Origin of the sequence: Bacillus sp. RC240 (assembly GCF_044907945.1) — a bacterium.
GTDB classification, from domain to species: Bacteria; Bacillota; Bacilli; order Bacillales; family Bacillaceae_G; genus Bacillus_A; species Bacillus_A mycoides.
Genome location: NZ_JBIYCT010000001.1, coordinates 1,299,728 through 1,325,253 on the forward strand (window position 1 = coordinate 1,299,728; position 25,526 = coordinate 1,325,253).

Annotated in this window: 20 protein-coding genes, 1 riboswitch and 2 other annotated features; of the genes, 4 read left to right on the forward strand and 16 right to left on the reverse strand. The window is 34.7% G+C overall.

The window, feature by feature from the left end; translation table 11 throughout:
* Positions 1 to 120: 120 nt before the first annotated feature.
* From ABH955_RS06665 to ABH955_RS06675, 3 genes are all read right to left on the reverse strand, one after another.
* Positions 121 to 1,152: an alpha/beta fold hydrolase gene (locus ABH955_RS06665; protein ID WP_404455161.1), complete on the reverse strand. Its 1,032-nt coding sequence runs from the start codon at positions 1,150 to 1,152 to the stop codon at positions 121 to 123.
* 232 nt (positions 1,153 to 1,384) lie between these two features.
* The gene (locus ABH955_RS06670) at positions 1,385 to 3,268 is read right to left on the reverse strand and encodes an ABC transporter permease (RefSeq protein ID WP_404455159.1); all 1,884 of its coding nucleotides are present in this window, start codon (positions 3,266 to 3,268) and stop codon (positions 1,385 to 1,387) included.
* Positions 3,269 to 3,280: 12 nt separating this feature from the next.
* Entirely contained in the window at positions 3,281 to 4,048 is a 768-nt protein-coding gene (locus tag ABH955_RS06675; RefSeq protein WP_404442817.1) for an ABC transporter ATP-binding protein, read from the reverse strand.
* Positions 4,049 to 4,438: 390 nt separating this feature from the next.
* Between ABH955_RS06675 and ABH955_RS06680 the strand changes: the two genes are divergently transcribed.
* Entirely contained in the window at positions 4,439 to 4,921 is a 483-nt protein-coding gene (locus tag ABH955_RS06680) for a DUF2975 domain-containing protein (protein ID WP_002127302.1), read from the forward strand.
* A 10-nt stretch (positions 4,922 to 4,931) separates the two neighbouring features.
* A complete protein-coding gene (locus ABH955_RS06685; protein ID WP_002127301.1) occupies positions 4,932 to 5,150 on the forward strand; it encodes a helix-turn-helix domain-containing protein in 219 nt (72 codons plus the stop codon).
* 165 nt (positions 5,151 to 5,315) lie between these two features.
* On the opposite strand, the gene thrS is transcribed toward ABH955_RS06685, so the two are convergent.
* The 6 genes from thrS to ABH955_RS06720 form a co-directional block, all read right to left on the reverse strand.
* Positions 5,316 to 7,235, reverse strand: coding sequence for a threonine--tRNA ligase (gene thrS / locus ABH955_RS06690; RefSeq protein WP_404491000.1), 1,920 nt, complete (start codon positions 7,233 to 7,235; stop codon positions 5,316 to 5,318).
* 44 nt (positions 7,236 to 7,279) lie between these two features.
* Positions 7,280 to 7,502 (reverse strand) — a binding site (T-box leader).
* Between the two features lie 37 nt (positions 7,503 to 7,539).
* Positions 7,540 to 7,764, reverse strand: a binding site (T-box leader).
* A 119-nt stretch (positions 7,765 to 7,883) separates the two neighbouring features.
* Positions 7,884 to 8,591 carry a pseudouridine synthase gene (locus ABH955_RS06695; protein ID WP_002141694.1) on the reverse strand — a complete coding sequence of 236 codons (708 nt, stop codon included), beginning with the start codon at positions 8,589 to 8,591 and terminating at the stop codon, positions 7,884 to 7,886.
* A 444-nt stretch (positions 8,592 to 9,035) separates the two neighbouring features.
* On the reverse strand, positions 9,036 to 9,401 hold the full coding sequence (locus ABH955_RS06705) for a VOC family protein (protein WP_002031902.1): 366 nt from the start codon (positions 9,399 to 9,401) through the stop codon (positions 9,036 to 9,038).
* A gap of 99 nt (positions 9,402 to 9,500) precedes the next feature.
* The gene (locus ABH955_RS06710) at positions 9,501 to 10,130 is read right to left on the reverse strand and encodes a DUF4937 domain-containing protein (protein ID WP_404455152.1); all 630 of its coding nucleotides are present in this window, start codon (positions 10,128 to 10,130) and stop codon (positions 9,501 to 9,503) included.
* A gap of 24 nt (positions 10,131 to 10,154) precedes the next feature.
* A complete protein-coding gene (locus ABH955_RS06715; RefSeq protein WP_078178853.1) occupies positions 10,155 to 10,412 on the reverse strand; it encodes a PhzF family phenazine biosynthesis protein in 258 nt (85 codons plus the stop codon).
* 156 nt (positions 10,413 to 10,568) lie between these two features.
* Positions 10,569 to 11,387 (reverse strand): hypothetical protein, encoded by an 819-nt coding sequence (locus tag ABH955_RS06720; protein WP_033709062.1) that lies wholly within the window; start codon positions 11,385 to 11,387, stop codon positions 10,569 to 10,571.
* A gap of 435 nt (positions 11,388 to 11,822) precedes the next feature.
* Positions 11,823 to 11,942, forward strand: a riboswitch (glycine riboswitch).
* A gap of 107 nt (positions 11,943 to 12,049) precedes the next feature.
* On the opposite strand from ABH955_RS06720, the gene ABH955_RS06725 reads away from it, so the two are divergent.
* Positions 12,050 to 13,417, forward strand: a complete 1,368-nt coding sequence (locus tag ABH955_RS06725) for an alanine/glycine:cation symporter family protein (RefSeq protein ID WP_002012784.1) — start codon at positions 12,050 to 12,052, stop codon at positions 13,415 to 13,417.
* A 49-nt stretch (positions 13,418 to 13,466) separates the two neighbouring features.
* Here ABH955_RS06725 and ABH955_RS06730 read toward each other — a convergent pair whose 3' ends face one another.
* Together ABH955_RS06730 and ABH955_RS06735 are read right to left on the reverse strand one after the other, a co-directional pair.
* The gene (locus ABH955_RS06730) at positions 13,467 to 13,997 is read right to left on the reverse strand and encodes a DinB family protein (protein ID WP_404455148.1); all 531 of its coding nucleotides are present in this window, start codon (positions 13,995 to 13,997) and stop codon (positions 13,467 to 13,469) included.
* A gap of 14 nt (positions 13,998 to 14,011) precedes the next feature.
* A complete protein-coding gene (locus ABH955_RS06735; RefSeq protein WP_404491001.1) occupies positions 14,012 to 14,779 on the reverse strand; it encodes a DUF3891 family protein in 768 nt (255 codons plus the stop codon).
* A 204-nt stretch (positions 14,780 to 14,983) separates the two neighbouring features.
* Between ABH955_RS06735 and ABH955_RS06740 the strand changes: the two genes are divergently transcribed.
* Complete coding sequence (locus ABH955_RS06740) at positions 14,984 to 15,256, forward strand: HU family DNA-binding protein (protein WP_002012780.1); 273 nt, start codon at positions 14,984 to 14,986, stop codon at positions 15,254 to 15,256.
* Between the two features lie 50 nt (positions 15,257 to 15,306).
* Here the strand turns inward: ABH955_RS06740 and ABH955_RS06745 are convergent, their stop codons facing one another.
* The 5 genes from ABH955_RS06745 to ABH955_RS06765 all read right to left on the reverse strand — a co-directional run bounded on the left by ABH955_RS06745 (position 15,307) and on the right by ABH955_RS06765 (position 25,523).
* A complete protein-coding gene (locus ABH955_RS06745; protein WP_113937833.1) occupies positions 15,307 to 15,849 on the reverse strand; it encodes a cold-shock protein in 543 nt (180 codons plus the stop codon).
* 36 nt (positions 15,850 to 15,885) lie between these two features.
* On the reverse strand, positions 15,886 to 16,635 hold the full coding sequence (gene sfp / locus ABH955_RS06750; RefSeq protein ID WP_404455144.1) for a 4'-phosphopantetheinyl transferase Sfp: 750 nt from the start codon (positions 16,633 to 16,635) through the stop codon (positions 15,886 to 15,888).
* Positions 16,636 to 16,699: 64 nt separating this feature from the next.
* A complete protein-coding gene (locus tag ABH955_RS06755) occupies positions 16,700 to 18,142 on the reverse strand; it encodes an MDR family MFS transporter (RefSeq protein WP_404455141.1) in 1,443 nt (480 codons plus the stop codon).
* Entirely contained in the window at positions 18,142 to 18,366 is a 225-nt protein-coding gene (locus tag ABH955_RS06760) for an MbtH family protein (protein WP_002136206.1), read from the reverse strand. Before ABH955_RS06760 ends, ABH955_RS06755 begins: the two co-directional genes overlap by 1 nt.
* Positions 18,363 to 25,523, reverse strand: a complete 7,161-nt coding sequence (locus tag ABH955_RS06765; protein WP_404491002.1) for an amino acid adenylation domain-containing protein — start codon at positions 25,521 to 25,523, stop codon at positions 18,363 to 18,365. Before ABH955_RS06765 ends, ABH955_RS06760 begins: the two co-directional genes overlap by 4 nt.
* Between the last annotated feature and the right edge of the window lie 3 nt (positions 25,524 to 25,526).

The following is a 25,526-nucleotide window of genomic DNA, read 5'->3' on the forward strand; positions in this document are numbered from 1 at the left end:
CTCGTCATTTCTCTGAAGTTGTATTATATCTTTCGACTATTATCCAACATTTTCCTTCCTGATCGATTATATACTATAAAAAAGCACTTATTTTTAAAATAAGTGCTTTTTTATTTAATTTCATTTTACGAATGTATCACACAACCACTCATAAAACTTTTCCTTCTCTTCAAATTGAGGGTAATGTGCTGAGTTTTCAAAAGCTATAAATTCTTTTTGATTCGCTTCAATCCTATCAAAATACTGTTTAGCTGCATGAAATGAAGTATTATAGTCATATTTACCCATAAGAAAATAAAGCGGTAACTTCAGTTTAGTTACTTTAGTAGGTAATGGATTCTTTAAGTCTTTTTCTAATAAGACAGTTTGAGAGTGTGATAATCCAACGTTATAACGAATTACATCCAACAAGTTATATTCATTACTGAATAACATCCCCATGTTATCACCATCTGGATTTTCAATGAGTCTTGATGTTCCACCATATTTCGCAACATAATTTCGCGGGGTATATGTATCACCATTTTTAATTTTTTCAGTTAACCCTTTTAAATGTGAAACCTCATCCGCATTCCCAGCATTTTGTGCCTGTTCAATAACGTAGTTTAAACTATCCATCTCACTTTCTACTGTATCGCTCATCTGTCCAATGCCAATATATGCTTCATATTTTTCAGGAGCTTTGTTGGCAGCCTGTATTCCAATATATGTACCATAAGAATGGCCTATTAAAATTACTTTTTCTTTGCCTAGACGTTTTGAAACGTAATCCGTCATAGCTAATAAATCCTCCACGAGTAGATCTGATGAAAGGTTAGAATAGTCTTCAAAGAAATGATACGATTTTCCACTTGCTCTTTGATCGTAATTGACAACCGTGAATTTCTCTTCCAATAAGTCTTCGTATTTTTGAGCATATGGTATTTCCGAAGAACCTGGTCCACCATGTACAAAGATAATAACTGGATTACTCTTATCTTTGCCGCGTATCATAATTTCATGACCAGTTCCATTTATCTCTACTTGTTCTAATGTACTTATACTGTTTTTGACCCTTATTTGTGAGGTCCATGTAGGAAATACCAACGCTATGATTAGTAATAGTATAGTAATGACTCCGATAAGTTTTATTAATTTTTTTATCTTCCTCATACAACGTTTCCTTTCCTTTAAATTTATAAAAATATCAATTCCATCTAAATTTGTTTGTACATTATTAGTCTCCCATACACTTCTTAACTTTCCACTACATAAACCCTTAACATTTCCTTAATTTTCTATATATTCATTACAGAAAGACTTGAAAACATCTCGCATACACGTATTTATGTATCACAAACACAGAAAAAGCCCTTGTTTTCATAACAAGGACTCAATTGTTTTCCTATTTCGCTATCTTTTCTTTCGGCATTACCATACCTTTATAAAGTTGGACAGTAATCCAATAATAAATGAAATAAATTACTATGAAGATTCCTATTGGCATCCACACTTTTACAAATGGGTCAACTAATATGAAGCTGAATAAGTTAAGCCCTACTAACACGTGGGAAATTCCAATAATTGCTGGGAAGATAAATAAATATGAGATTTCTTTATATATACTTTTTGTTAACATACTACGTCTCACACCGATTTTCCGTAACATTTCATAACGGCGTACATCACGAGAAGCTCCTGTTAATATTTTGAACATAAGAGAACTCGCCATCATTGCTAAAAACGCAATTCCAAGGAAAAATCCCATAAACATTGTTCCGCTCATGAAACTGTTCATAAATTGATAAATTGTCATTTTCGTAAATAAGTCTACTTTTGTACCTGTTGTTTTTTCAATTTGTTCTTTTTGCCTCTTATCAATTTCTGTCAATAACGGTTTATATTTTTTCATATCATCTACTTTTGCTAATGTTACAGTATGTTCTGTTCCTTGAATTCCTTTGTAATGCTCTTCATCTGCAATTCTTACCGGTTTTCCGTTAAACTGATTATGTGTAATTTGTATCTCTCTTACAACCGCATCTTCCCAATCTTTTGGCATACGAGGAAGCTTATTGGCTACTTCAGGAGCTTCCAAAGCAGAATAGACAGGTTCAGTTAAAGGTGCAGCCACACGTTTACGAGCAGGTTCTTTTAAAGTCTTTGTATCAAAATGATCTGAAATAAGTGGTGGTTTTTCAGTTAAGTCGTTACGTAAATAATAAACCGCTTCTCCATCTACTTTATACTTATACTTGCTTTCTTCAACAATTTCCATTTCTTTTAATGCCGCTTTATCTTGTTCATTTGGATTATGAATTACGACATCATATACACGTGAGAAGTCTGTCATAATGCCTACATTCTTTTGAAACGCCATACCTGCTGTCATCGCACCTGCACCTAATGCAATTAACATCGCTACAGTGCCTAGTACTCTCGATAAACTAGTTACTCGAAAACGTAACTGTGCATAAGTAAAACTATTTAATCCCGTTTCATTTCGTTTTTTATTTCCCTTAATTTTCATTACAAAAAGTGGGAGCAACGAGCTAAAAATGAAATACGTTCCTACTGTCGTAACAATTGTCGCTATTATAAATCCTAGTTCAGCAAACATTTTTATATTCACCATAAAATAATATCCTGTACTTACTAGCAATACACCTAGTACTGTCATAATAACAGTGCGAATCTTACTTTTCTTCACCTCATCTTGCGTTTCATCTTCACGTATTAACTCTAATTCTGTTTTACGTAATAATCGGAAACTATTCATTAAACCAGTAATGAAAAATAATATTAAGAAGAAAATAGATGTAACTAATATAGCTGGTGTGTACACAGATGCGTAATTACCTTTTGCTGAAATTTCCATTCCATTCATTAAAAAATTTCCTGCTACACTAGCAAGTACTATTCCTACTAAAATACCGATAATAATACTGACAATACCCATACCAAAAGTCTCAATAAATAATAATTGCGCTACTTTTTTCTTTTTCGCTCCAAGCATCATGTACATACCGAGTTCTTTTCTTCTTAATGTAAGTAAAAAAGAATTGGCATATATGATGTAAAAAACTGTAATGAAAGAAAGCAATATTGCACCAACCCAGAAGACGAGCCTAATACTACTAATGAGACTATTATCTTTTGTAAATTCACTATTCATCGCCATCGTTTGGAACATGTAAAAAATACTAATACTAATGACTAGACCAATAAGTAACACTATATAATCCTTTAACATTTTTTTCATACTATGACGTGATAATTTGAATAACATAGTCTCGCCTCCTTACTTCGACTCAGTTGCTGAGCCCATTTGGGCAAGCACACCTAAAATATCTTGATAGAAATTTTCTCGTGTTCCTTGACGATTTAACTCTTTATAAAGAAGTCCATCCTGAATAAATAAAATACGTTCACAATAACTTGCACTAAATGCATCGTGTGTTACCATCAAAATACTTACATTGTGATTTTCATGTAAATCTTGCATCGCTTCTAATAAACTTTTTGCATTTTTACTATCAAGTGCTCCTGTCGGTTCATCTGCTAATACGATTGCCGGATTATGTACTAAAGCTCGTGCTGCCGCTGTTCTTTGCTTTTGTCCACCAGAAACAGCAGTCGGATATTTTGTTAAAATTTCAGTAATCCCTAATTTCGTCGCAACCCCATTTACTTTTCCAGTAATCTCACTTGACGGTACGCCTTGCAGGGAAAGTGGTAAAGCGATATTTTCATAAATTGATAAATTTTCTAGTAGATTAAAGTCTTGAAAAATAAATCCTAGTTTTTGAGAACGAAAATCTGATAATGCATTCCCCTTCATAGAAGTAATATTTGTGCCAGCTATTGTTACACTACCACCTGTCGCTTGATCAAGTGTACTAATCACATTTAATAATGTCGTTTTACCAGATCCAGAAGGACCCATAATCCCTACAAACTCTCCTTCTTTAATACTTAATGAAACACCCCTTAATGCTTTTGACTGATTCTCATTTCTTTTCCCATACGTTTTTTCTACACTTTCTACAGTAACTACATTTGTTGACATCTCTTTCACTCCATCCCTTTTGTATAGTATAAATTTCCCATATATTTCTTATATTTTTCTCATAAAAATTCTTAAGAATTTTTAAATTTTCCAAATGCAGATTGAGATACATAAGAAATACAAACGATTTCTCTGCTTAATATTCTCACTTTTCTAAAATCCTTTCATTCGATTTCCCTTACATTTACCTTACATTTTTGTAAGGTTAAAAAAAACAAACCACTTCATAAGAGCATTTCTTTGGAATGAGAAATGCTTTTTATTGTTATCAAAATTTAAAAGATATTTCAATAAAAATAATAACACAATAAAAAAACAATACATTTTTATTGCAAAACGATAAATCGCATGATAAAATCATGTTGTTATTACATAAGTGAGGTGCTTTTTATGAAACAAGTTACGACACTCTTTTTAAAGCTAGCTATTATTTTTATAGGATTCCCAGTTCTTGCATTGTGCATATTTTTGGTGCCTAAGATTGGGAATTTCGCTGGAGAATTGTATCCAGATATTGCTTATATGAAATCTCTCGTTTTAATCGATATGTACGCGGCAGCGATACCTTTTTACTTTGCTCTGTATCAAGCTTTTAAACTTTTAAGCTATATTGATAAGAACCAAGCGTTCTCGGAATTATCGGTAAAGGCTTTAAAGAATATAAAATACTGTGCCATCACGATCAGTACCTTGTACTTGCTAGGTATGCCACTCTACTATCTCATGGCGAAAAAAATTGATCCTCCAAGTTTCATACCAATCGGATTGACCATCATTTTCGCCTCTATGGTGATTGCCGTTTTTGCTGCTGTTCTCCAAAGGCTTTTACAAGAAGCTATTAATATAAAATCAGAAAATGATTTAACAGTCTGAGGTGGAGAATATGACAATTATTATTAATATTGATGTGATGTTAGCAAAACGAAAAATGAGCGTAACGGAGCTTTCGGAGAGGGTTGGGATTACGATGGCGAATCTTTCCATTCTGAAAAATGGGAAAGCAAAAGCGGTTCGTTTTTCAACATTGGAAGCGATATGTAAGACTTTAGATTGTCAACCAGGTGATATTTTGGAGTACAAAAGCGACGAATACACTCAATAAAAACAAATAACAACTTTCTTCAACCAATGGGATTAGATTGTGAAATTAAGATGAAGGGATAGCAATTAAGCTATCCCTTCTCTGCGTTTATTATTGTTATTTAATATATCTTTAATTACTTTAACTTCAGTATTACATATTAATGGTGTGTTTTATTATCAATCTCTATTTCCTATTTTTAATTTCCTCTTTCATACTTTCCACAAACGCATCTAGTTCAACAACTTCTGACTTCTCTTCACCATATTTCCGTACATTTACAGCTTCGCTTTCCATTTCCTTATCCCCAATAACAAGAACATACGGAACTTTTTGCATTTGCGCTTCTCTAATTTTATATCCTAACTTTTCATCTCGTATATCTTGTTCGACACGAATTCCGGCTTGTGCTAATTTATCTGCAATCCTATTTACATATTGTTCATGCACTGCATTTGAAACTGGAATTACTTTCACTTGAACTGGTGCTACCCATGCCGGGAACGCGCCTCCAAAGTGCTCAATTAATATCGCTAAGAATCGGTCTAACGAGCCTAAAACTGCCCTGTGAATGACAACTGGTCTTCTCTTTTCATTCTTCTCATCTATATAATTTAAATCGAATTTCTCTGGCATTTGGAAATCGAGCTGGATTGTTCCGCACTGATGACTTCTATTTAAAGCATCTTTAATATGGAAATCAATTTTCGGTCCATAAAATGCGCCGTCACCTTCATTTAGTCTATATTTATAATTCAATGAATGTAATACATTTTCTAATGCCGCTTCTGCTTGCTCCCACAATTTATCATCACCCATTGAATCTTCTGGACGAGTAGAAAGCTCTACTTCATACTGGAATCCAAAAGTTTTATATACGTAATCAATTTGCGCCATTACTGATTTAATTTCATCTTCAATTTGTTCTGGAGTTACAAATAAATGAGCATCATCTTGGCAGAAAGTACGAACTCTTAATAATCCGTTTAAAGCGCCACTAAATTCATGTCGATGCACTTGACCGAACTCACACATACGAATCGGTAACTCACGATAAGAATGTAATTTATTTTTAAACATAAGCATATGGCCTGGGCAATTCATCGGTTTTAACGCAAAACTTTTATGATCTACTTCTGAGAAATACATATTGTCTTTGTAATGTCCCCAGTGTCCTGATTTCTCCCATAATTCTTGATTCATCATAAATGGAGTACGCACTTCTTGATAATTGTACTCATTTTGAATTTCTCTTAAAAATGCTTCTAATTCATTGCGAATAATCTGTCCTTTTGGCAAGTAAAAGGGCATTCCCGGAGCCTCTTCCGAAAACATAAACAATTCAAGTTCACTACCTAATTTCCGATGATTTCTCTTCGCAGCCTCTTCAACAAAATGCAAATAATTTTCTAATTCTTTTTGTGAAGCAAATGCAACGCCATATATACGCTGAAGCACTTGATTGTTACTATCGCCTCGCCAATATGCACCAGAAACATGAGTTAATTGAAATGCTTTCAAATAACCAGTAGATGGCAAATGTGGTCCTCTACATAAATCTACAAATTCACCTTGTTTATAAAGTGTTACACTCTCATCATTAGGAATTGCTTCTAAAAGCTCTAATTTCAAACTATCATTCATTTCTTGAAACAGTTTTTTTGCTTCTTCTCGAGAGATTTCAACTCGTTCTATCTTTACATTTTCATTTATAATATTTTTCATTTCTTTTTCGATTTCCGGTAAATCTTCAACATTTACACTACTTGCAAGATCCATATCATAATAAAATCCATTTTCAATAACTGGCCCTACTCCAAGCTTCACATCACCATAAATTCTTTTCACAGCTTGCGCTAATATATGTGCCGCAGAGTGTCTTGCAATTTTTACCCCTTCATCTGAATCCATAGTAATGATTTCTACTTTCGCACTTTCTTCAATGTTTCGTCTTAAATCAAAAGACTGCTCATTAACTTTTCCTGCGACTGCTTTCTTTTTTAAACTACTACTAATCAAACCAGCAATTTCTTCCAAAGTAATACCTTTCACAAATTCTTTAACGCTACCATCTGGAAATTTAATTTCAATCATCTGTTCTTTCATTTTTCATCTCTCCATTTCATAATAAAAAGCACACTCATCCCTAAAATAGGGACGAGTGTGCTTTTACCCGTGGTTCCACCCAGATTCCCATCGCAAACATGCAATGGCTTCTTTTACGGTAACGTCGTTTACACGGCACTAGATACTTGATTTCCCCAGTGCAGCTCTAAGGTGGTAAGTTATTTTTCTGCGTTAGGAAGTTCTCAGCTTTTCTTCCTTCTCTGTATAACCGTTTAAAATAACTCGTGTCCTTTTCTTCGCTTATTATGAAATTAAATATAAAAAAGCATATTCATCCCTAGTAAATAGGGACGAATATGCTTATATTCGTGGTTCCACCCAGATTCCCATCACAAAAAACATAATGGCTTCTTTTGCGGGTAACGTCGCTTACACGGCACTAGATACTTGATTTCCCCAGTGCAGCTCTAAGGTGGTAAGTTATTTTTCTGCGTTAGGAAGTTCTCAGCTTTTCTTCCTTCTCTGTATAACCGTTTAAAATAACTCGTGTCCTTTTCTTTGCTTTTGTAAAAAATCCATTTATTGTTATTTAATATATCCTATTCATTTTATTTTTACAAGTGTTAAAAATATTTTTTTTATTCAAAAAAAGAAACCAAAAACATTTTTGGTTTCCCCTTCTCTTTTTTACCAATCTTGTGGTTCGTAATTTAAGTCTGAAAATAGGCGTTTTTTCTCTTTTTTCGATAAATCTCTCCACTGTCCAACCGGTAAATTATTCAATTCAATATTCATAATTCTCGTACGTTTTAACGTATATACTTGATAACCTAGAGCTTCACACATACGACGAATTTGACGATTTAGCCCCTGTGTTAAAATAATTTCAAACTCATATTTTGATAACTGTGTTACTTCACAAGGAAGTGTTTTTGTATCTAAAATTTTAACACCTGCTGCCATTTTCTCTAAAAACTCCGGTGTAATCGGCTTATCTACTGAAACGATATATTCTTTCTCATGTTTGTTTTCAGCACGTAAAATCTCATTAACGATATCGCCATCATTCGTTAACAAAATTAAACCGTCTGAGTCTTTGTCGAGACGTCCGATGTGATTAATTCGTAAAGGATGATTCACTAAATCGATAATGTTACCTTTTACGGCCTTTTCACTTGTACATGTAATACCTACTGGTTTATTTAAAGCGATATACACATGGTCTCGAGCAATACGAAGTTGCTCTCCATTTACTCGTACGTCATCACCTGGATTTACTTGGTCACCAATTTTTGCAACCTTACCGTTAATAATTACTTTTCTCTCGTTAATTAACTTATCTGCTCCACGTCGAGACGCTTTTCCAGCTTCACTAATAAATTTATTGATACGCAAGTTAGGCACATCCTTTTCATAAAAAATTTCAAGCTCACACTGCTTCTACCGTACAATACAAAAGGGTAAGCATCCTATTATAACTTAAATATATTAACATGAAAGGGTATATGACGTCTCCACTTAATTACATGTTTACACGAAAATAATTGGTCCTCTTTTCCTTTTCACCTCAAACTGTTTAGCAGTCAATAGATTAACCCTTGAATATAACATCATTTATTTACTTTTTTCATAGATAATATACCGATATAAGTTTGATTAATCATGCCTAAATAACTCACAATATGTGAAAAATAAAAAAGAACCCTTTTGAAAATAATCAAAATGGATCCTTCTTCAACTAAACGAATACTAGTTTTTATACAAAAGTGTTCAATAATTATAATCTTTGATAGAAAACATCGTTCAACAAACAAAATAATCTCGAACTCCCCTAATTTTTTACGCTTCACTATTTTCTTCACATACTCCAAAAAGAAGCCCTTGATTATCTATACAATAAGCAAAGTAACCCATATTAGGAATAGCAGTTTTAGGTACAACTACTTGTCCACCATTTTCAATAACTTTATTTATGTACTCATCAACTGAAGGTACTTCAATCGAATTAGTTGTCCTAGTAGCACCATCAGGTGATTTCATTAATCCACCATCGATACCAGGTCTATCACTCTCACCTGTAATTATGAACCAATAGTCATGTGGCCCAGGCATTTTTTCAAACTTCCATCCAAAACTATTTGTATAAAATTGAATAGCTTCTTCAGGGTTTGGGACTTGCAATTCAAATCTTAAAACTCTACTCATTTAAATATCTCCCCTCTTATTCTTGTACAAAGTAATTGTACAAGAACTAATGTTCTGTATCGAATTTTTCGAAACTAGCTACTTTAATAAGTTCTAACTTTATTTAGAAGCGGCAACAGACCATTCTTCCTCCCGAATAACTCTATTCCCATTTATATTTTCAACATACTCATTTACATTTGCCAACTGATATAGCTCTGGGAAAATTTCTTTCATATAGAGTTCATGTGCTATTTCATCTTGCCAATACGTTAATACTATGTAACGATTTTCAGTCTTTAAAGACTTCCCAACAACTCCACCTAACATTCCTTTTGCATTTTCCATTCCTTTATTCCAAATTGTTTCTTGCGTATGTAAAAAATACTTTTCTTTTCCTTCTTTCACATCGCAAATTGCAACTCTTACAAATGATCCTTGTGCAGTTACGTCTTTCAAAGGAGTTTCTGTTATATCATACAACGTTTGAAACATTTCAATATTACAGGAAATATATGTGCCTTCTTGATTACTATTTAAAAAAATTGTATCATGAGCATCATTCATGAATGATTGATATGCATTTCTATCTTCCCATAAAGTATATACACACGCTTCCCCTTCATTCCACCCACCAAATTGTCCATAGAATCCGTCTAAATACTGTAAATCACGCCATTTTTCTTGCGCATCAGAAAACAATTCCCTTTTCTCTTCTTCCACCTTGCAAAATATTGTTTTTAATAGCATTTCTAATCCCCCTTATGATACGGTTCATTTCCCACTTGCAATACTTTCTATTTTTCCACCAACGCAAACATTAATTTTACTCTCAATCACCTCTGCTTCTATATGTATTAGAGAATGGCGATTTATCTCATCCCCTTGTCCAACATGCATATTTATCTTTTTCGTTCCAAGATAACGATATTTTATAAGATACGCCGCTAAACATCCATTTGAGCTTCCTGTTGCCACATCCTCTGTGATTCCATAATAATCTGCAAAATCACGGACATTAAGATCATTGATTTCCCAACTAGAAAATCCCTAATTTTCCATAAATAACGCAAGTTGATTACCTGAATACTTGCCTTGCGAGAATACATCCACAATGTAAAAATCCCAATATCTCTCCTCTCTTCTATTCTTCAACACAATCTGTTTACATAATGAAATTATAGTTTATTAAATTTGTATATTTTTCAAAGAATCCTCTGCTTTTTCTATCAACCAATCACCAAACGTATCTAAAAATGATAAGATTTCTTCTATATCTTTTATCGGTTCAATTACATATTGTAGTGCTTTCCTCATATTTTTTTCTTGTTCGGGAAAATGCTTACTAAATAACTCATATGCTGGATATAAGTCCCTGGAATACAGCCCTTCTCTATCAATTGTTAATGCTAGACCTGCCCTGACTACAATCTTCATGATCCAACGACAACAATCCTCTATATCATCCACGTCCTTATTATGAATTAACTCTTCGTGTGTTTGTTCAATTTGTTTCCGCAAATGAATGAGATGTTCATACGCTATCTCCTGACTTACTTTATATTTAGGTAAATATAATTTTACGTCTTCACCTAATATACATACACTATGTGTCTGAATCATAAATCCTATAAAAGAAAAATCCTCTGAGTTTATTACTTCTTTTTCACTATAAAAACTTAACTCCACTCCTGATATACAATTAAACTGCTGTGTAATTTGGACTTCTAGCTCCTTTCTCCAGCTTAAGTCAATTACTTGAGGATTCTTTCGAACTAATATAATCATATCTACATCTGCAACCCCTTCTATCCCAATCCCTCTTGGAATAGAACCCCTTATATAAACACTGTGCAAATCATCCCGCAAAAATTGACAACAAGTATCCTTTATTTCTTGTATTACCTCCAAAAACACAGGCTGAATTTTATTAAAATGTGCATCGTTTATAATAAATCCTTCATCATCCACAGGACAAAAACGCCCTATTTTTTTTATTCTTGGCAATTTATCAACTCATTTCCCTATAAAATATTGGTTTATTCCACACATACAACAATTATAATTCAAATAATTCAGAATTGAAAATTTGAAAGTAAGACATAAATAATCCTACATTGTTACGTCCTATCTCTTTTATCACCATTCATTTTTCGAATATATAATAAGTAATCTCTCCTGAGATCATAAAATAGAAGATAAATTAGGAATACCAAAAAAATAAGTTTATTTACTATTTCAAAATAAAAAATGATTGCATTTCACTAATTGTATATCTATAATGTTTTTATTGATTCTATACAGAATCAATGCGTTTAAGTTTTTAATTTTATAATTCGGATGAACCATTCAGGAGAAGGTCTATTGATCTACCGACGGGGCAAAAAGTTGCTGAACCAACTTTGAAACTCTCAGGTCTTGTTTACAAGTAGAACTGCATGGGGACGAATCTCTGGAGAGACTCCCTCTCGCTTAATATAGCGCGGAGGAAAACGAGCACCGAAGGAGCAAATCCGCTAATCTAGCGGATAATCTCTCAGGTAAAAGGACAGAGACAAGCGAAAGAAAATGCCGATTTGTATCGGTTTATTTTTCTATCCCTTGTTTCTCCAGAGACCATTTCATTTCCTTGAAGTGGTTTTTATTTTTTCTAAAAAAGGAGAATACAGATGGAGACAGTAAGTAAAGTATTAGAACAAATTAATCAGTATGTGTGGGGGTTACCAACTTTGTTGCTACTTGTTGGAACTGGTATCATTCTCACAGTGCGCTTAAAAGGTTTACAATTTAGTAAACTAATATACGCTCACAAACTAGCTTTTAAAAAATCAGAGGATACATCATCTTCTGGAGATATTAGTCACTTCCAAGCACTGATGACAGCTATGGCTGCAACGATTGGTATGGGAAATATAGCAGGTGTCGCAACTGCTGTGACAATCGGTGGACCCGGCGCAATCTTTTGGATGTGGATTACTGCTTTATTTGGAATGGCAACAAAGTATGCCGAAGCAATCCTTGCGGTGAAATACCGTGTTAGTAATGAAAATGGTGAATACTCCGGTGGACCAATGTATTATTTAGAACGTGGTTTAGGGAAAAAATGGCTGGCTGTTTTATTCGCTATATTCGGCACAGCTGCTTCTTTCGGTATCGGTAATATGGTTCAATCTAATTCAGTTGCAGAGGCAATGCGAATCAATTTTTCTTTCCCTCCTGCATTAACTGGTATACTCATGTCATTCTTAATCGCTATCGTTATTTTGGGCGGTGTAAAAAAGATTGGTAGAGTTACTGGATATATCGTTCCTATTAAAGCATTCTTTTATATAATCGCTGGCCTTATTATTATTTTCTATCACTTTGATCAAATTCCAGAAGCATTTTCACTTATTTTTTCTGGTGCATTTCAAGGTACTGCAGCTGCTGGTGGTTTTATCGGAGCAACAGTTGCATCTGCAATTCAAATAGGAATGGCACGTGGTGTATTTGCTAACGAGGCTGGTTTAGGAAGTGCTCCTATTGCTGCGGCTGCTGCCAAAACAGATTCACCTGCAAAACAAGCTTTAGTTTCTATGACTGGTACTTTTCTAGATACATTTATTGTATGTACAATTACGGGGCTAGTATTAATTACTACAGGCGCATGGAAATCAGGTAAAACTGGTGTTGAAGCTACAACATTAGCATTCCAATCCGTATTCGGTACTGCTGGTAGTATGATTCTCGGTATCGCCATTATATTATTCGCCTACTCTACTATTTTAGGTTGGTCGTATTACGGAGAGAAGTGTGTAGCTTATTTATTCGGACAAGGTGCTGTACGATATTATAAAGCAATCTTTATCGTTATGATTGCAATAGGTGCTAATTTAAAGCTAGGTGTCGTATGGACATTTGCCGATATAGCAAATGGACTTATGGCGATTCCAAACTTAATTGGTCTAATCGGATTAAGTGGTATTGTTGTCGCTGAAACGAATCGCTTTTTACAAGCAGAGAAATTGAAAGAAAGTCATAAAAAACAGGCAAGTTAATCACTAAAAAAAAGAATGGCTCATTTATAATAAGCCATTCCTTTTTTCTCTATTTCAATTCCTTTCCCTCCTGAACCATATGTAAATAAAGTACAAAATCCATCATTGTAGATGAATAACCAAGTTGACGGATCATTGCTGTTATATTCCCTCTATGATATGTACCATGATTTACGACGTGTTGCACTAACTCTAAAATGGAAGTGTCTAATGCACCTGCATATGGGTTCTCAATAACAAATACAGTATTTACGTCTTGTATTGTACTTAAAAATTCTTTATATTGATTTACCATGTTTTCAAACATTTTTTCTAATTCATGTAACGATTTAGTTTCGATTTGTTTTCGTAATTTTTCTCGGTCTTGTACTACTTCACTCATACTTTTACCATGCAATATGTGTAACCACACTTGATCTGTAATATAAATATGTACAAAAGTATCCTTAATTGATGGGAATACACTCTGTATCTGTTCATTAAAAATTGTCTCATAGTTTGGTAACTCTTTTAGTCGGTTGAATAATCGTGTATTAGCCCAAGCATGGTAATCAAACTGTTTTAACATGTAATCTTTCAATCTAAATCTCCTCCTTATTGTATGAAACGAATGTTTTGCTTCTTCATTTCCGATTCTCTATCAGCTTTTACAATCCCTTTTTCTTTAACTTCATGTTTATTTATAGTTTTATATTTTACATACGTATGAAATTCCGTTTTAAATGGAAACGATGTTATTTGAATTGTTTCTTCATCCACCCATTCAGCTTGAATAGACTTCTCCCCCTTACTATTAAACATTTCTGTTCCTTCAAAACCCTCTTTAAATAAATTAATTTCATCTTTCTTTTTTACACCAGGTTTATTCATACATACATATAAAGAAAGTTCATCACAAAACTTTAATAATCTATAATGTTTATCAAACATCGCATATTGTTCTTTTGTTAACGTTTTCAAAATTCTTTTTTGTCGTTCCAATTCATGTTTATAAAAAGACATCATCTCTTCATCTTCCTCATTTAATGAAAATGATAAAAAGTGCTTACTACAAAGTAGCGCCCCGTATGGATTTGACTCTTCAATTGCATTCAAACCAATCGTATAAAAAACAAAGCGTAATGAACTTGGACAATCCATAAATGTATATGGAATATTTTTAGCATCATTCAAAATTGGTACTTTATCAAGCTCTATCCATCCTCTATCATGCTCATATATAGCATCAATTGTCTCTTTTAAGTATATTTTATCTTCAAAAAAATCTTCTATTATATGTCTTGCAATTTCACCAGCTAAAAAACCATGATCATGTTGACGAATTAATATACTTTCTTTCTCATTCTTTTCACGAAAAATCATCCGTATATTCCCCCTCATCCTCATATTACAGCTTGTTGTATGCATCAATTCTTAATTAATCCCTAATTATTAGCAGGGATTCAGTTTCTTTCAACGAAATTAACATAAATATACAGCATTCTTTCTAATCACAAAGTTAGCTTTATCTTTACTAACCATTATACTAAAACATTCATTCTAAAAATTTTTTTATGAGGTGAAAACATGAACAAAACAGAATTAGTTAAAAATGTAGCACAATCAGCTGATATTTCTCAAAAGGATGCTTCTGCAGCTGTACAATCCGTATTTGACACAATTGCTAATGCATTACAATCTGGCGATAAAGTGCAACTAATCGGCTTTGGAACTTTTGAAGTGCGTGAAAGATCTGCTCGTACAGGGCGTAATCCGCAAACTGGAGAAGAAATTCAGATTGCTGCTGGTAAAGTTCCAGCATTTAAAGCAGGAAAAGAATTAAAAGAAGCTGTTAAATAAACAAGAAACCAGCCATTTTATAGGCTGGTTTCTTGTTTATTGTTTATTTCTTATTTAAGCAGTTCCTTTATATTCTCTGCATGATACACTTCACAAATATAAAATACACATTTGCAGTTACTTACAATTTGATATTTTCTAGTTGGATAAACATTCGCCGCAACAGAACATCCATCAAACAATTCGATAATATTTCCAGATGGCTGATATCCTTCATATAATACGTTTCTTCTTACTTCCATCTTTTCTATAAGGTTTTCAACAGGAATATTTCCACTCTCTAATTCACTCTTTATTGTATCCGGTAAAAACGAAGTGTCTGCAAAAATTAGATTTTCAGATAACACCTTACCTTTATAACTAACATTAGATACGCGATAAAGAAATGTTCCGTTTTTATCAAAGAAATTCTTTGCTTCTTTCGGAATGTATTGTCTATTAAGCGCTTCCTGTTCAAGTACATCAAACTGAACTGTATCTTTTACAAGTTTTTCTAAAGCTAGAATAGATGACGTATTTCTAGAAAACAACATATCTTTAATTGCCTGTACATTATAAGTTAATTCAGTTTTTCTATTTTCCGCTACTAACATGAGGAACACCTCTTCTATAAGAAATTTTATTAAAAATTAACGATGATTTAATAGCAATCCCGCGTCTAACTGCGTGATTTCAATCACTTCTTTACTGAATATTGCAATTGCAGCCATATAACCCACACTTGGCCTTACATCTTCCATCATTGTATTTTCTGCTAACTCTTGTCTATCTTTAAAAATCAACAATTTTGGAGGGTCATTTGGAGCTGATACTGTAATTTCTACCGGTGGAATCAATAGTCCTTCACCTGTCGCTTTCAGCACTGCTTCTTTTCGAGTCCAATATGTTAAAAATCCTTCTAGTCGCTGCTCATCAGGTAACTTCATAACTTGTGCTATTTCAATGTCTGTTAATACGCCCTCTGCCATTTTCATAACATCTACATTTGGATTCATTTGCTCAACATCAACACCCACAGGTGCAGATTTAGTAAATGCAACAACAACCCACTCACCCGAATGTGAGACTGATATTTGCGGCATACCTTCTGGTAACTGTGGTCTGCCATGTTGTAATTTACATACTGGGCACATTCGATTAATTGGCACTTGAACTGGCGACATAGAAAGTACCTTTCCAAGTACTAATCTACTAATTACGCAACCTATTATAAAACGCGCACGGTCTGCCGAATGATGATATGAATTTGCTTTCTCTCGCTCTACATCATTTAGTAAATTGTTATGCCATAATTGTAAATCTGAAATTCTTGCCCACCATATTTGACAACTATTCTCATTAAGAGTTGGTACAGAATCTACAACTTTACTCTCTATCATGTAAACTCTCTCCTTTTAAATGCCAATATTACTTTATTTCAAAAGAGTATTAGCATGCTGCAACTCATTCATTTACAACTTCTTTCTCTTTTTGTAATACAGATAACGGCTTTTTATTCTTCTTTGACATTACCTCCTTATCGGAAATACGTAAAGAAAATAGTAATGCTATGAGTAAAAATATTGCTGATCCAATTAATGCAGCTTGATATGGTAAGAAATCTGATTGTGCATTATTCTGTACGTTATTACTTCCAAAACTAGATAGTATACTAGCTAAAACAGCAACTCCTATTGCTGATCCTAATCGGTTTTGCACATTGAATATAGTAGTTGCTCTACCCATAGAAGGTGGTGCAATATTGTTAAAAGCAGAAAATTGAACCGCACCAACAGATTGACCTAAGAAAATACCAATGCCAAACAATAGTGCCCGAATTTGCCATGGATTCGTATCATGATTTACAAAACTTAATAAAATAAAGATAACCGCCGTGCTTACTAATCCAATAGAGATTATCTTTCGAGCTCCTAATTTCTTATATGACCATGGTACAATCTGCGAAGAAATCATTAATCCAATCGCCTCTGGGAATGTAGTAAGACCCGATTCCAGCGCGGAAACTCCTATTACATTTTGATACATAAGCGGAAAAATAAATAACATTCCTAGTAAACCAGCTGATGAAAACAACGAAATAAGACTCATTTTTCTAAAGACCGGTTCTTTTAATAAGCGTAAATCTAACATCGGTTGCTTTACTTTAAGTTCTACAATAATAAACAATGTAAGTAATACAATCCCAGCTATCCCAATACTAATTATTTCTGGAGAAATCCAACCTTTTGATGGCCCTTGACTGAGTGCATAGATGAGCATCGCAAATCCTGGTGCTGAAAGAACAAAACCGAGAGAATCAAAGCGACCAGCTGATTTTTCAACATGCTCTGCTAAAAATAGAAGTCCAAAGAGCAACGCAATGATACCAAACGGCAGATTAATATAAAATGCCCAGCGCCAAGACATTTGATCTACAAAGAAACCACCAATAATTGGTCCGATCGCTGGTGCTACAGCAATTGGAAGTACAATAAATCGAGAAATTTTTGGTCTTTCCTCTGGTGAAAATGTTCGGAATAACATCGCCATCCCGACTGGTGTTAAAAGCCCGCCACCAGCACCTTGAATGATACGAAAAATGTTTAATGAAGTAATATCATTCGCAATTCCACATAATGCAGATGCAATTGTAAAAACGAAAAGGGCAGTTAAAAATACTTTTTTCGTACCAAAACGATCGCCTAACCAACCAGAAATCGGAAGAAAAACAGCTAAGCTAACTAAATATCCAACATTTACTGTCCCCATTGCAGATGGGGGTACTTGCAGTTCTTTGCTTATCGTTTGCAGTGCTACATTCACAATCGTTGCATCCATCGCAGCCATAAACATCGCTGTTATATAAACGATGCTTACAACTACTTTTGGATTTATTTTTACTTTCATTATTGTTTTCCTACTAATATTTTTTCGCTAATTTGATTTTTTTTCGGCTCTAAATCATTCCAGTTAACTTCAACGTAGTCTAAGCAAACTTGTCTGCTAGCTTCTTCATGTACGACATTCCATCCAATTGGTACATCGAGAAAGGCAGGCCAGAGAGAATACTGGCCCTCCTCATTCATTAATACTTTATATGTGTAATTATCATTTTCAAATGGATTCGTCATACTTTACTTACCCCTTTCTTATTCTGCAAATATTTCGCTAGCACTTGTCCAATTTCTGTAAGTGGACCTGGCTGACATAAATCTTTATGTCTACAATCAATATCATGCTGCACGATTTCCCCGTCTAAATAATTTAGCCACGTATTTGGAGAAATAGGGTCAAACCAGTCTGGTATAACAGTAGATCTAAAGAATAAAATATCCCCGTTATAAACTTTTGGCACGTATTTCCCTAACAACCCTACTGAATTCACATATGTCTCTTTCAAGTTTAAAATAGTCTCTTCCTCAAGACTTGCTAATGCACTTCCATCTTTGCGAAGTATTGCAACCGCACTTTCCATAGTAAGTGGTTTACCATCCATGTTATCTGGATCATATCCACCTAAAGCAAGTAATGCGATTAACGCTTCTTCTTCAGTAGGTGCTTCCGTATTCGGTAAGAAGTGACCAGGATACGAATCCAGCATAACGAGTAATTCTACTTCTTCCCCTTCATTTTGAAGTTGCGCCGCCATAGCATGAACAACATTTCCTCCAAGCGACCATCCGAGTAAACGATACGGTCCGTGAGGCTGTATTTCACGAACGTGTTTTAAATAATCCGCTGCCATCTCCTCTAAGCTTTTTGGAAGTTCTTCATTTTCAGCGATACCACGTGCTTGTACACCATAGATTGGATAATCTGTTCCTAAAGATTTCATAAGTCCTGCATAACACCAACTTAATCCACCTGCTGGATGTACACAAAATAGTGGTAATTGATCTCCGCTTGCTCGTAATGGAAGCAACACATCAAGTGCACTTTGACCATTCCCCATTTCAAGTCTTTCAGCAAGACCTGCAACAGTAGGTGCTGCAAATAAAGTTCCGATATTCAGTTCAACCCCAAGTGCCTCTTTAATACGGCTCATCAGCTGCACCGCAAGAAGTGAATGACCACCAAGATCAAAGAATCCATCATCAATTCCAATTTGAGACACACTTAAAACTTCTGTAAACAAGTCGCATAGCATTTCTTCTTGCGGCGTTCTTGGTCCGCGGCTAGAAGATGATGCAATAAATTCTGGAGCTGGCAATGCCTTTCTATCTAATTTACCGTTTGGAGTTAAAGGTAACTCATTTACTACTACAAAAGCGTACGGAACCATGTAATCTGGTAAACTACCTCCTGCATGCTGACGCATTTCATTCGTATCAATCGTTTCATTATTTGATGCGACGATATAAGAAACTAATCGTTTATCCCCTGGTTGATCTTCCCGTACAATAACTGCTACTTGTTCAACTTTAGGATGTTTCATTATGACCGCTTCTATTTCCCCTAATTCAATTCGGAATCCACGAATTTTAATTTGATGATCTGCACGTCCTATATAATCTAACGTCCCATCTTGACGCCAGCGCGCTAGGTCCCCTGTACGATACATTCTTGTACCTGGCTTCCCAAATGGATCTGCGATAAAACGTTCAGCAGTTAATCCTGCTCTTCCTAAATATCCACGAGCCAGTCCTGCACCTGCAACATACATTTCTCCAACTACTCCAGGTGGCATCGGTTGTAAATAGTTATCTAATACGTATACTTTAAGATCCGGTATACTGCACCCGATTAAACTATTTGCTCGTAAAGAGACGATGCTCTCATCTAATTCAATATAACTAACATGTACCGTCGTCTCCGTTATACCGTACATATTAATAAGCTTCGGTGAATTATGAGGATGACGACTATACCAATCTTCTAATCGACTTAGTTCAAGTGCTTCTCCTCCAAAAACAACATATCGTAAAAATAATTTTTGACCAATCTCTTCATTTTCACGATCGGCTTGCATCAATTGATAGAACGCTGATGGAGTTTGGTTTAAAACAGTCACCTTTTCCTTAACAAGCAGTTGTAAAAATTCTTTCGGCGAGCGACTTACAGTATGTGGTACTACAACTAGACGCCCTCCATATAATAAAGGTCCCCAAATTTCCCAAACTGAGAAATCAAAAGCGTATGAATGGAACATCGTCCACACATCGTCTGCGTCAAATTGGAACCAATGATCAGTTGCTCCTAAAAGTCTTACTACATTTTGATGAGGTATCATAACGCCTTTCGGTCTACCTGTTGATCCTGACGTATAAATAACATAAGCAATATGTGAAGGAGATAACGGCTTAATGCGCTCCATTTCATCAATATTACCTTCACTATATTTCCCAATTTCTTCTATTACTTTCACATCATCAACTAAAATCTTTAGTGCCTCATCACATTCAACTTCCACATCTGAATTTGTTAAAACACACGATGGTTTCGCATCGTGTAGCATAAATGAGATACGATCTGACGGATAATCCGGATCTAACGGAAGGTATCCCGCACCAGCTTTAAGAACAGCTAGTAAGCTTACAACCATGTTTAAAGATCTCGGCATCGCTAAAGCAACGAGTTGATCAGGACCGATTCCTTTCGCTATTAACAAACGAGCTATTTTATTCGCTTTTCTATTTAACTCTTCATAAGTTAGCTTTTCATCTTCAAAGACGACAGCAATAGAATTTTGATTTACATGAGCCTGCTTTTCAAATAATTGTGGCAATGTCATTTCAGGTACAATTTGAAAACCACCATTCCACTTTTCTAAAACTGTATTTCGCTCTGCTAAAGTTAATATTTCTAATCTACCAATTGATTGATCCGGATGTTTCTCTGCATCATCTAATAATAGAATGAATCGTTCTATTAGTTTTTGAACCGTTTCACGTTTATATAAATCGGTACTAAACTCTAACAATCCGTGTAAGCCATTTGGCGTACCATCAGCTCCATTACTTTCACTAATCTCAAATGTTAAATCAAATTTTGCAGAACCAACACTTTGAATTTCAAGGCTCGCTTCTAAATCCGGTACATCAAACGTTGCTTCTGGAGTATTTTGGAAAGCTAACATAACTTGAAACAGCGGATGACTATTTCGAGTTCGTACTGGGTTTAACACTTCAACAAGTCGTTCAAATGGAACATCTTGATTTTCATAAGCTGCAAGGTTTACCTGCTTCACTCTATCCAATAATTCTTTAAAGCTTGGATCTCCTGATGTATTTGTACGTAACACTAATGTATTTACAAATAAACCGACTATATCCGAGAGTACATCGTCGTTTCTTCCAGCAATCGGGCTACCTAATGGTATATCAGTTCCAGCACCTAATCTTGTAAATAGTGCACTAAGTCCCGCTTGCAACACCATAAACAAACTAACTCCATTTTTACGACCAAGCTCTACTAACCTACTATGCATACCTTTATCTATATGAAAATGAATTGTTTCTCCGCGATAACTTGTTTCAATTGGACGCTGATAATCTATAGGCAACTCCATTTGATCTGGTAAACCTTTTAATTCCTCTTTCCAAAAATCTAATTGTGTTGAAATAAGACTTTCTGGTGTCTTTTCATCACCTAGTAATTGCTGTTGCCAAAGTGAATAATCTGCGTATTGAACTGGAAGGGTTTCTAATTGAACACTATCACCTTGACATCGTGCTTTATAAGCTACTGTAAAGTCTTTCGTTAACGGTTGTAATGACCAGCCATCTCCTACAATATGATGTAAAAGAATTAGTAATACATGCTCATTTTCACTCACTTTAAAAAATTGCAAACGAATTGCTGGTTCGATATCAAGATTAAAGCTATATCTTACAGCTTCAGACAGTGTACTTTCTAATTCATCCTTACATGTATTTGTTATAATCATTTTTAAATTCAATTTATCCATTTCTAGAATTCTTTGATATGAACTGCCAAGTGAATTCGGGAAAATCGTTCTAAGTGTTTCGTGTTTCTCAACTACATCATAAAAGGCACCTTGCAGTGCTTCCTCATTCAATTTTCCAGACATACGAATGACTAACGGAATATTATAAGTAGGACTTGGACCTTCTAAACAATTTAAGAACCATAACCTGCGCTGTGCAAATGAAAGTGGAACTTCATTTGGCCTACTTACTTTCTTAATAGCTGGTCTTGCGCTTTTTGCACGATCTAATTGTTTCGCTAATTCAGCAACAGTTGGTGATTCAAATAGCTTTCCGATCCCTAATTCTACACTTAACGTTTCACGAATTCTTGCCATTAAACGAGATGCAAGAAGCGAATGGCCACCCATTTCAAAGAAATTATCATCTATACTAATTCGCGAAACACCAAGTACTTCTGCAAATAAATCACATAGTATTTCTTCTTTCGGATTTCTAGCAACTCTCTCATTGTTCATTCCATTAAAATCAGGAGCAGGTAATTTCTTTCTATCAACCTTACCATTTGGTGTTAATGGTAATTCTTCTAGCACAACAAATGCTGATGGTACCATATAATTCGCTAAACTTTCTGAAACATAAGAGCGAATTTCTGAAAGATGAATCGTTTCCTTCTCTTCGGCAACGATATACGCAATGATTCGTTTATCATTTGGACGATCTTCTCGTACCATTACCACTGCTTGTTGTATATTTTCATGTTGTTGTAAAACCGTTTCAATTTCAGCTAATTCAATCCGGAAACCACGAATTTTAATTTGATGATCTGCACGACTAATGTACTCTAGCACACCATCGTTACGCCATTTCACAAAATCACCGGTGCGATACATACGTGCTCCTGGTTCTCCATAAGGATTTGCAACAAACCGTTCAGCCGTTAACGCTGGTTTTCCTAAATATCCGTTCGCAAGTCCTTCTCCTGCAATATATAATTCACCGATAACTCCAGGTGGAACAGGCTGTAACCCTGCATCCAAAACGTACACCTCTGTATTCCAAATTGGTCTTCCAATAGGAGGTATACCATTTTCACTGTCATCAATGTTCATGAAAGTAGACCAAATAGTCGTTTCAGTTGGTCCATACAAGTTAGTTATAGAGCAACCTAATTCTTTTAATTTATTTGCTAAATGTGCCGGAAGAGCTTCACCGCCAACGAGTACGTTTAGCCTTTGTAACCTCTCTGGATATTCAGTTATTAACGCCTGCCAGAGCGTCGGTGTAGCTTGCATAATTGTCGCTCTTTCTTCTTGTAACAATGTCGTTAACGCAGAAGGCTCTTGGATTACCTCTTTTTGTGCAATTGTTATACTTGCACCACTAATAAGAGGTAAATAAATTTCTAGAGCAGAAATATCAAACGCAAACGTTGTAACTGCTAATAAATGATCGTTTTCATTTAATGAAAACGTATGTTGCATGGCTAATAAGAAGTTACTTAAACCTTTCATAGGAACAATTACACCTTTTGGATTTCCAGTGGATCCTGAAGTATAAATTGTATACGCTGGGTTTAAAAGTGATTCATCATTTTTAAATGGTATATTCATATGAGAATATGTTTTTAACACTATTTTCGTTTCTTCGCTATCTAATATGATTTTTTTAATATTATTTTCTATAACTAAAGAGGATGAAACAGATGAATGTGTTATGATATACACCGGTTTTGCATCATTTACTATATAACTAATACGTTCAACTGGGTATTCTGGATCTATCGGCAAATACGCTGCACCCGTCTTTAGAACTGCTAACATACTAACTACCATTTCTATTGATCTTGGAAATGCTAAGGCAACAAACTGATTTGGTCGTATTCCTTCTTCTAATAAATAGTGTGCTAGTTCATTCGCTCGTTCATTTAGCTCTTTATACGTAAGTTTTATCCCGTTACAAGTAACTGCTATTTTATTTGGATTTTTTTGTACTTGTTTTTCAAATAATATAGGTAGATTAATTAGCTCTTCAGCTTTCTTCGTTTCATTCCATTCCAATAAAACTTTATGATTTTCTTCGGGAAGAGTAATGTTTATTTTTCCAATCGGCTCGTCTTTGTGATAATTATTTATCACTAATTCTAATAGACTCATAAATCTTTCTTTATGCAATGCTAGTTCCGCGCCGTTATATACTTCCGGATTCGCATCAAAATGAATCATTAACTCATTTTCATCGAAACGTTTATATACATTTATCGATAAATCATCAACAGGTCCTGCCGATAAATTATGTGTAATACCACGATTTCCAGCAAAGTTAAGCCCATAATCAAAAGGCATAACATTCACTAACGGCCCAAACAACCTTTGATTTTCACCTAGTAGCTTTAAGTCTCTTCTTAATTCCTCATGACGGTATTTATGATGACGACGTACGTCTCGAATTTCTTTAGAAACTTGCTGTATTAATTCCGCAAGAGTTATATTTGGAGTTACAGTGAGACGAAGTGGAACTAAATTCATTACCATGCTTGGTGTATGAATAGATACAGAACCAAGACGCCCCATCATCGGTAAACCTAAAACAATATCATTTGCACCTGTTAATTTATGCATGTAAATACTTGTTACGGCTACAACAAATTCGGGCCAACTCGTTAACGAAATATTAATATCTTCTAGTAAAGTTTTCGTACTAGCATTTGATAGATAAGCAGTTTCTCGTAAAAATCCATTTGATGTTCTCGGCGCTCGTTCTGCTAAACTTATAACTTCCGGTTCATCTGCAAACTTTTCTAGCCAAAAAGTACGATCTTCCTGAAATTGTTTAGATTCACGATACTCATTATCTTCTTGTACAATTTTTGCAAGAGAACCAAATGGCTTTTCATTCTTGTTTGTTTCTTCTATAAGTGATGTATACTCATTCGCTACCTTTTGGCTAAGAAGTGAAAATCCATAGCCATCCATCACAATGTGATGGATGCGCTGATACCAAAAGAAACGATTATTTTCAACTTGAATAAGTACTTCAGTAAATAATTTATCCTCTGTTAAATCCACGGGCATAGATAAATCATTTTTCATCCATACTTTAGCAGCTTCTTCAGGATTTTCCTCTTTACGAACGTCAATAAAATGCATATGAAACTTTGACGATTCCTCAATAACTTGCCATGGGCCAATTTCATCCTCTTCGAAACGAACATGAAGTGCTTCTGCTTCTTTTACCACTTTACGTACAGCTAACTCGAAAATTTCTTGATTAATATTTCCGTTTATTTCTATATATTCCCCAGTATTATAAATCGGATTAAGCGGATCTAATTGCTGCGCAAACCACATACCAAACTGCGCAGATGATAACGAATTACGAATCTTTTGACTGTTAGGCATTCT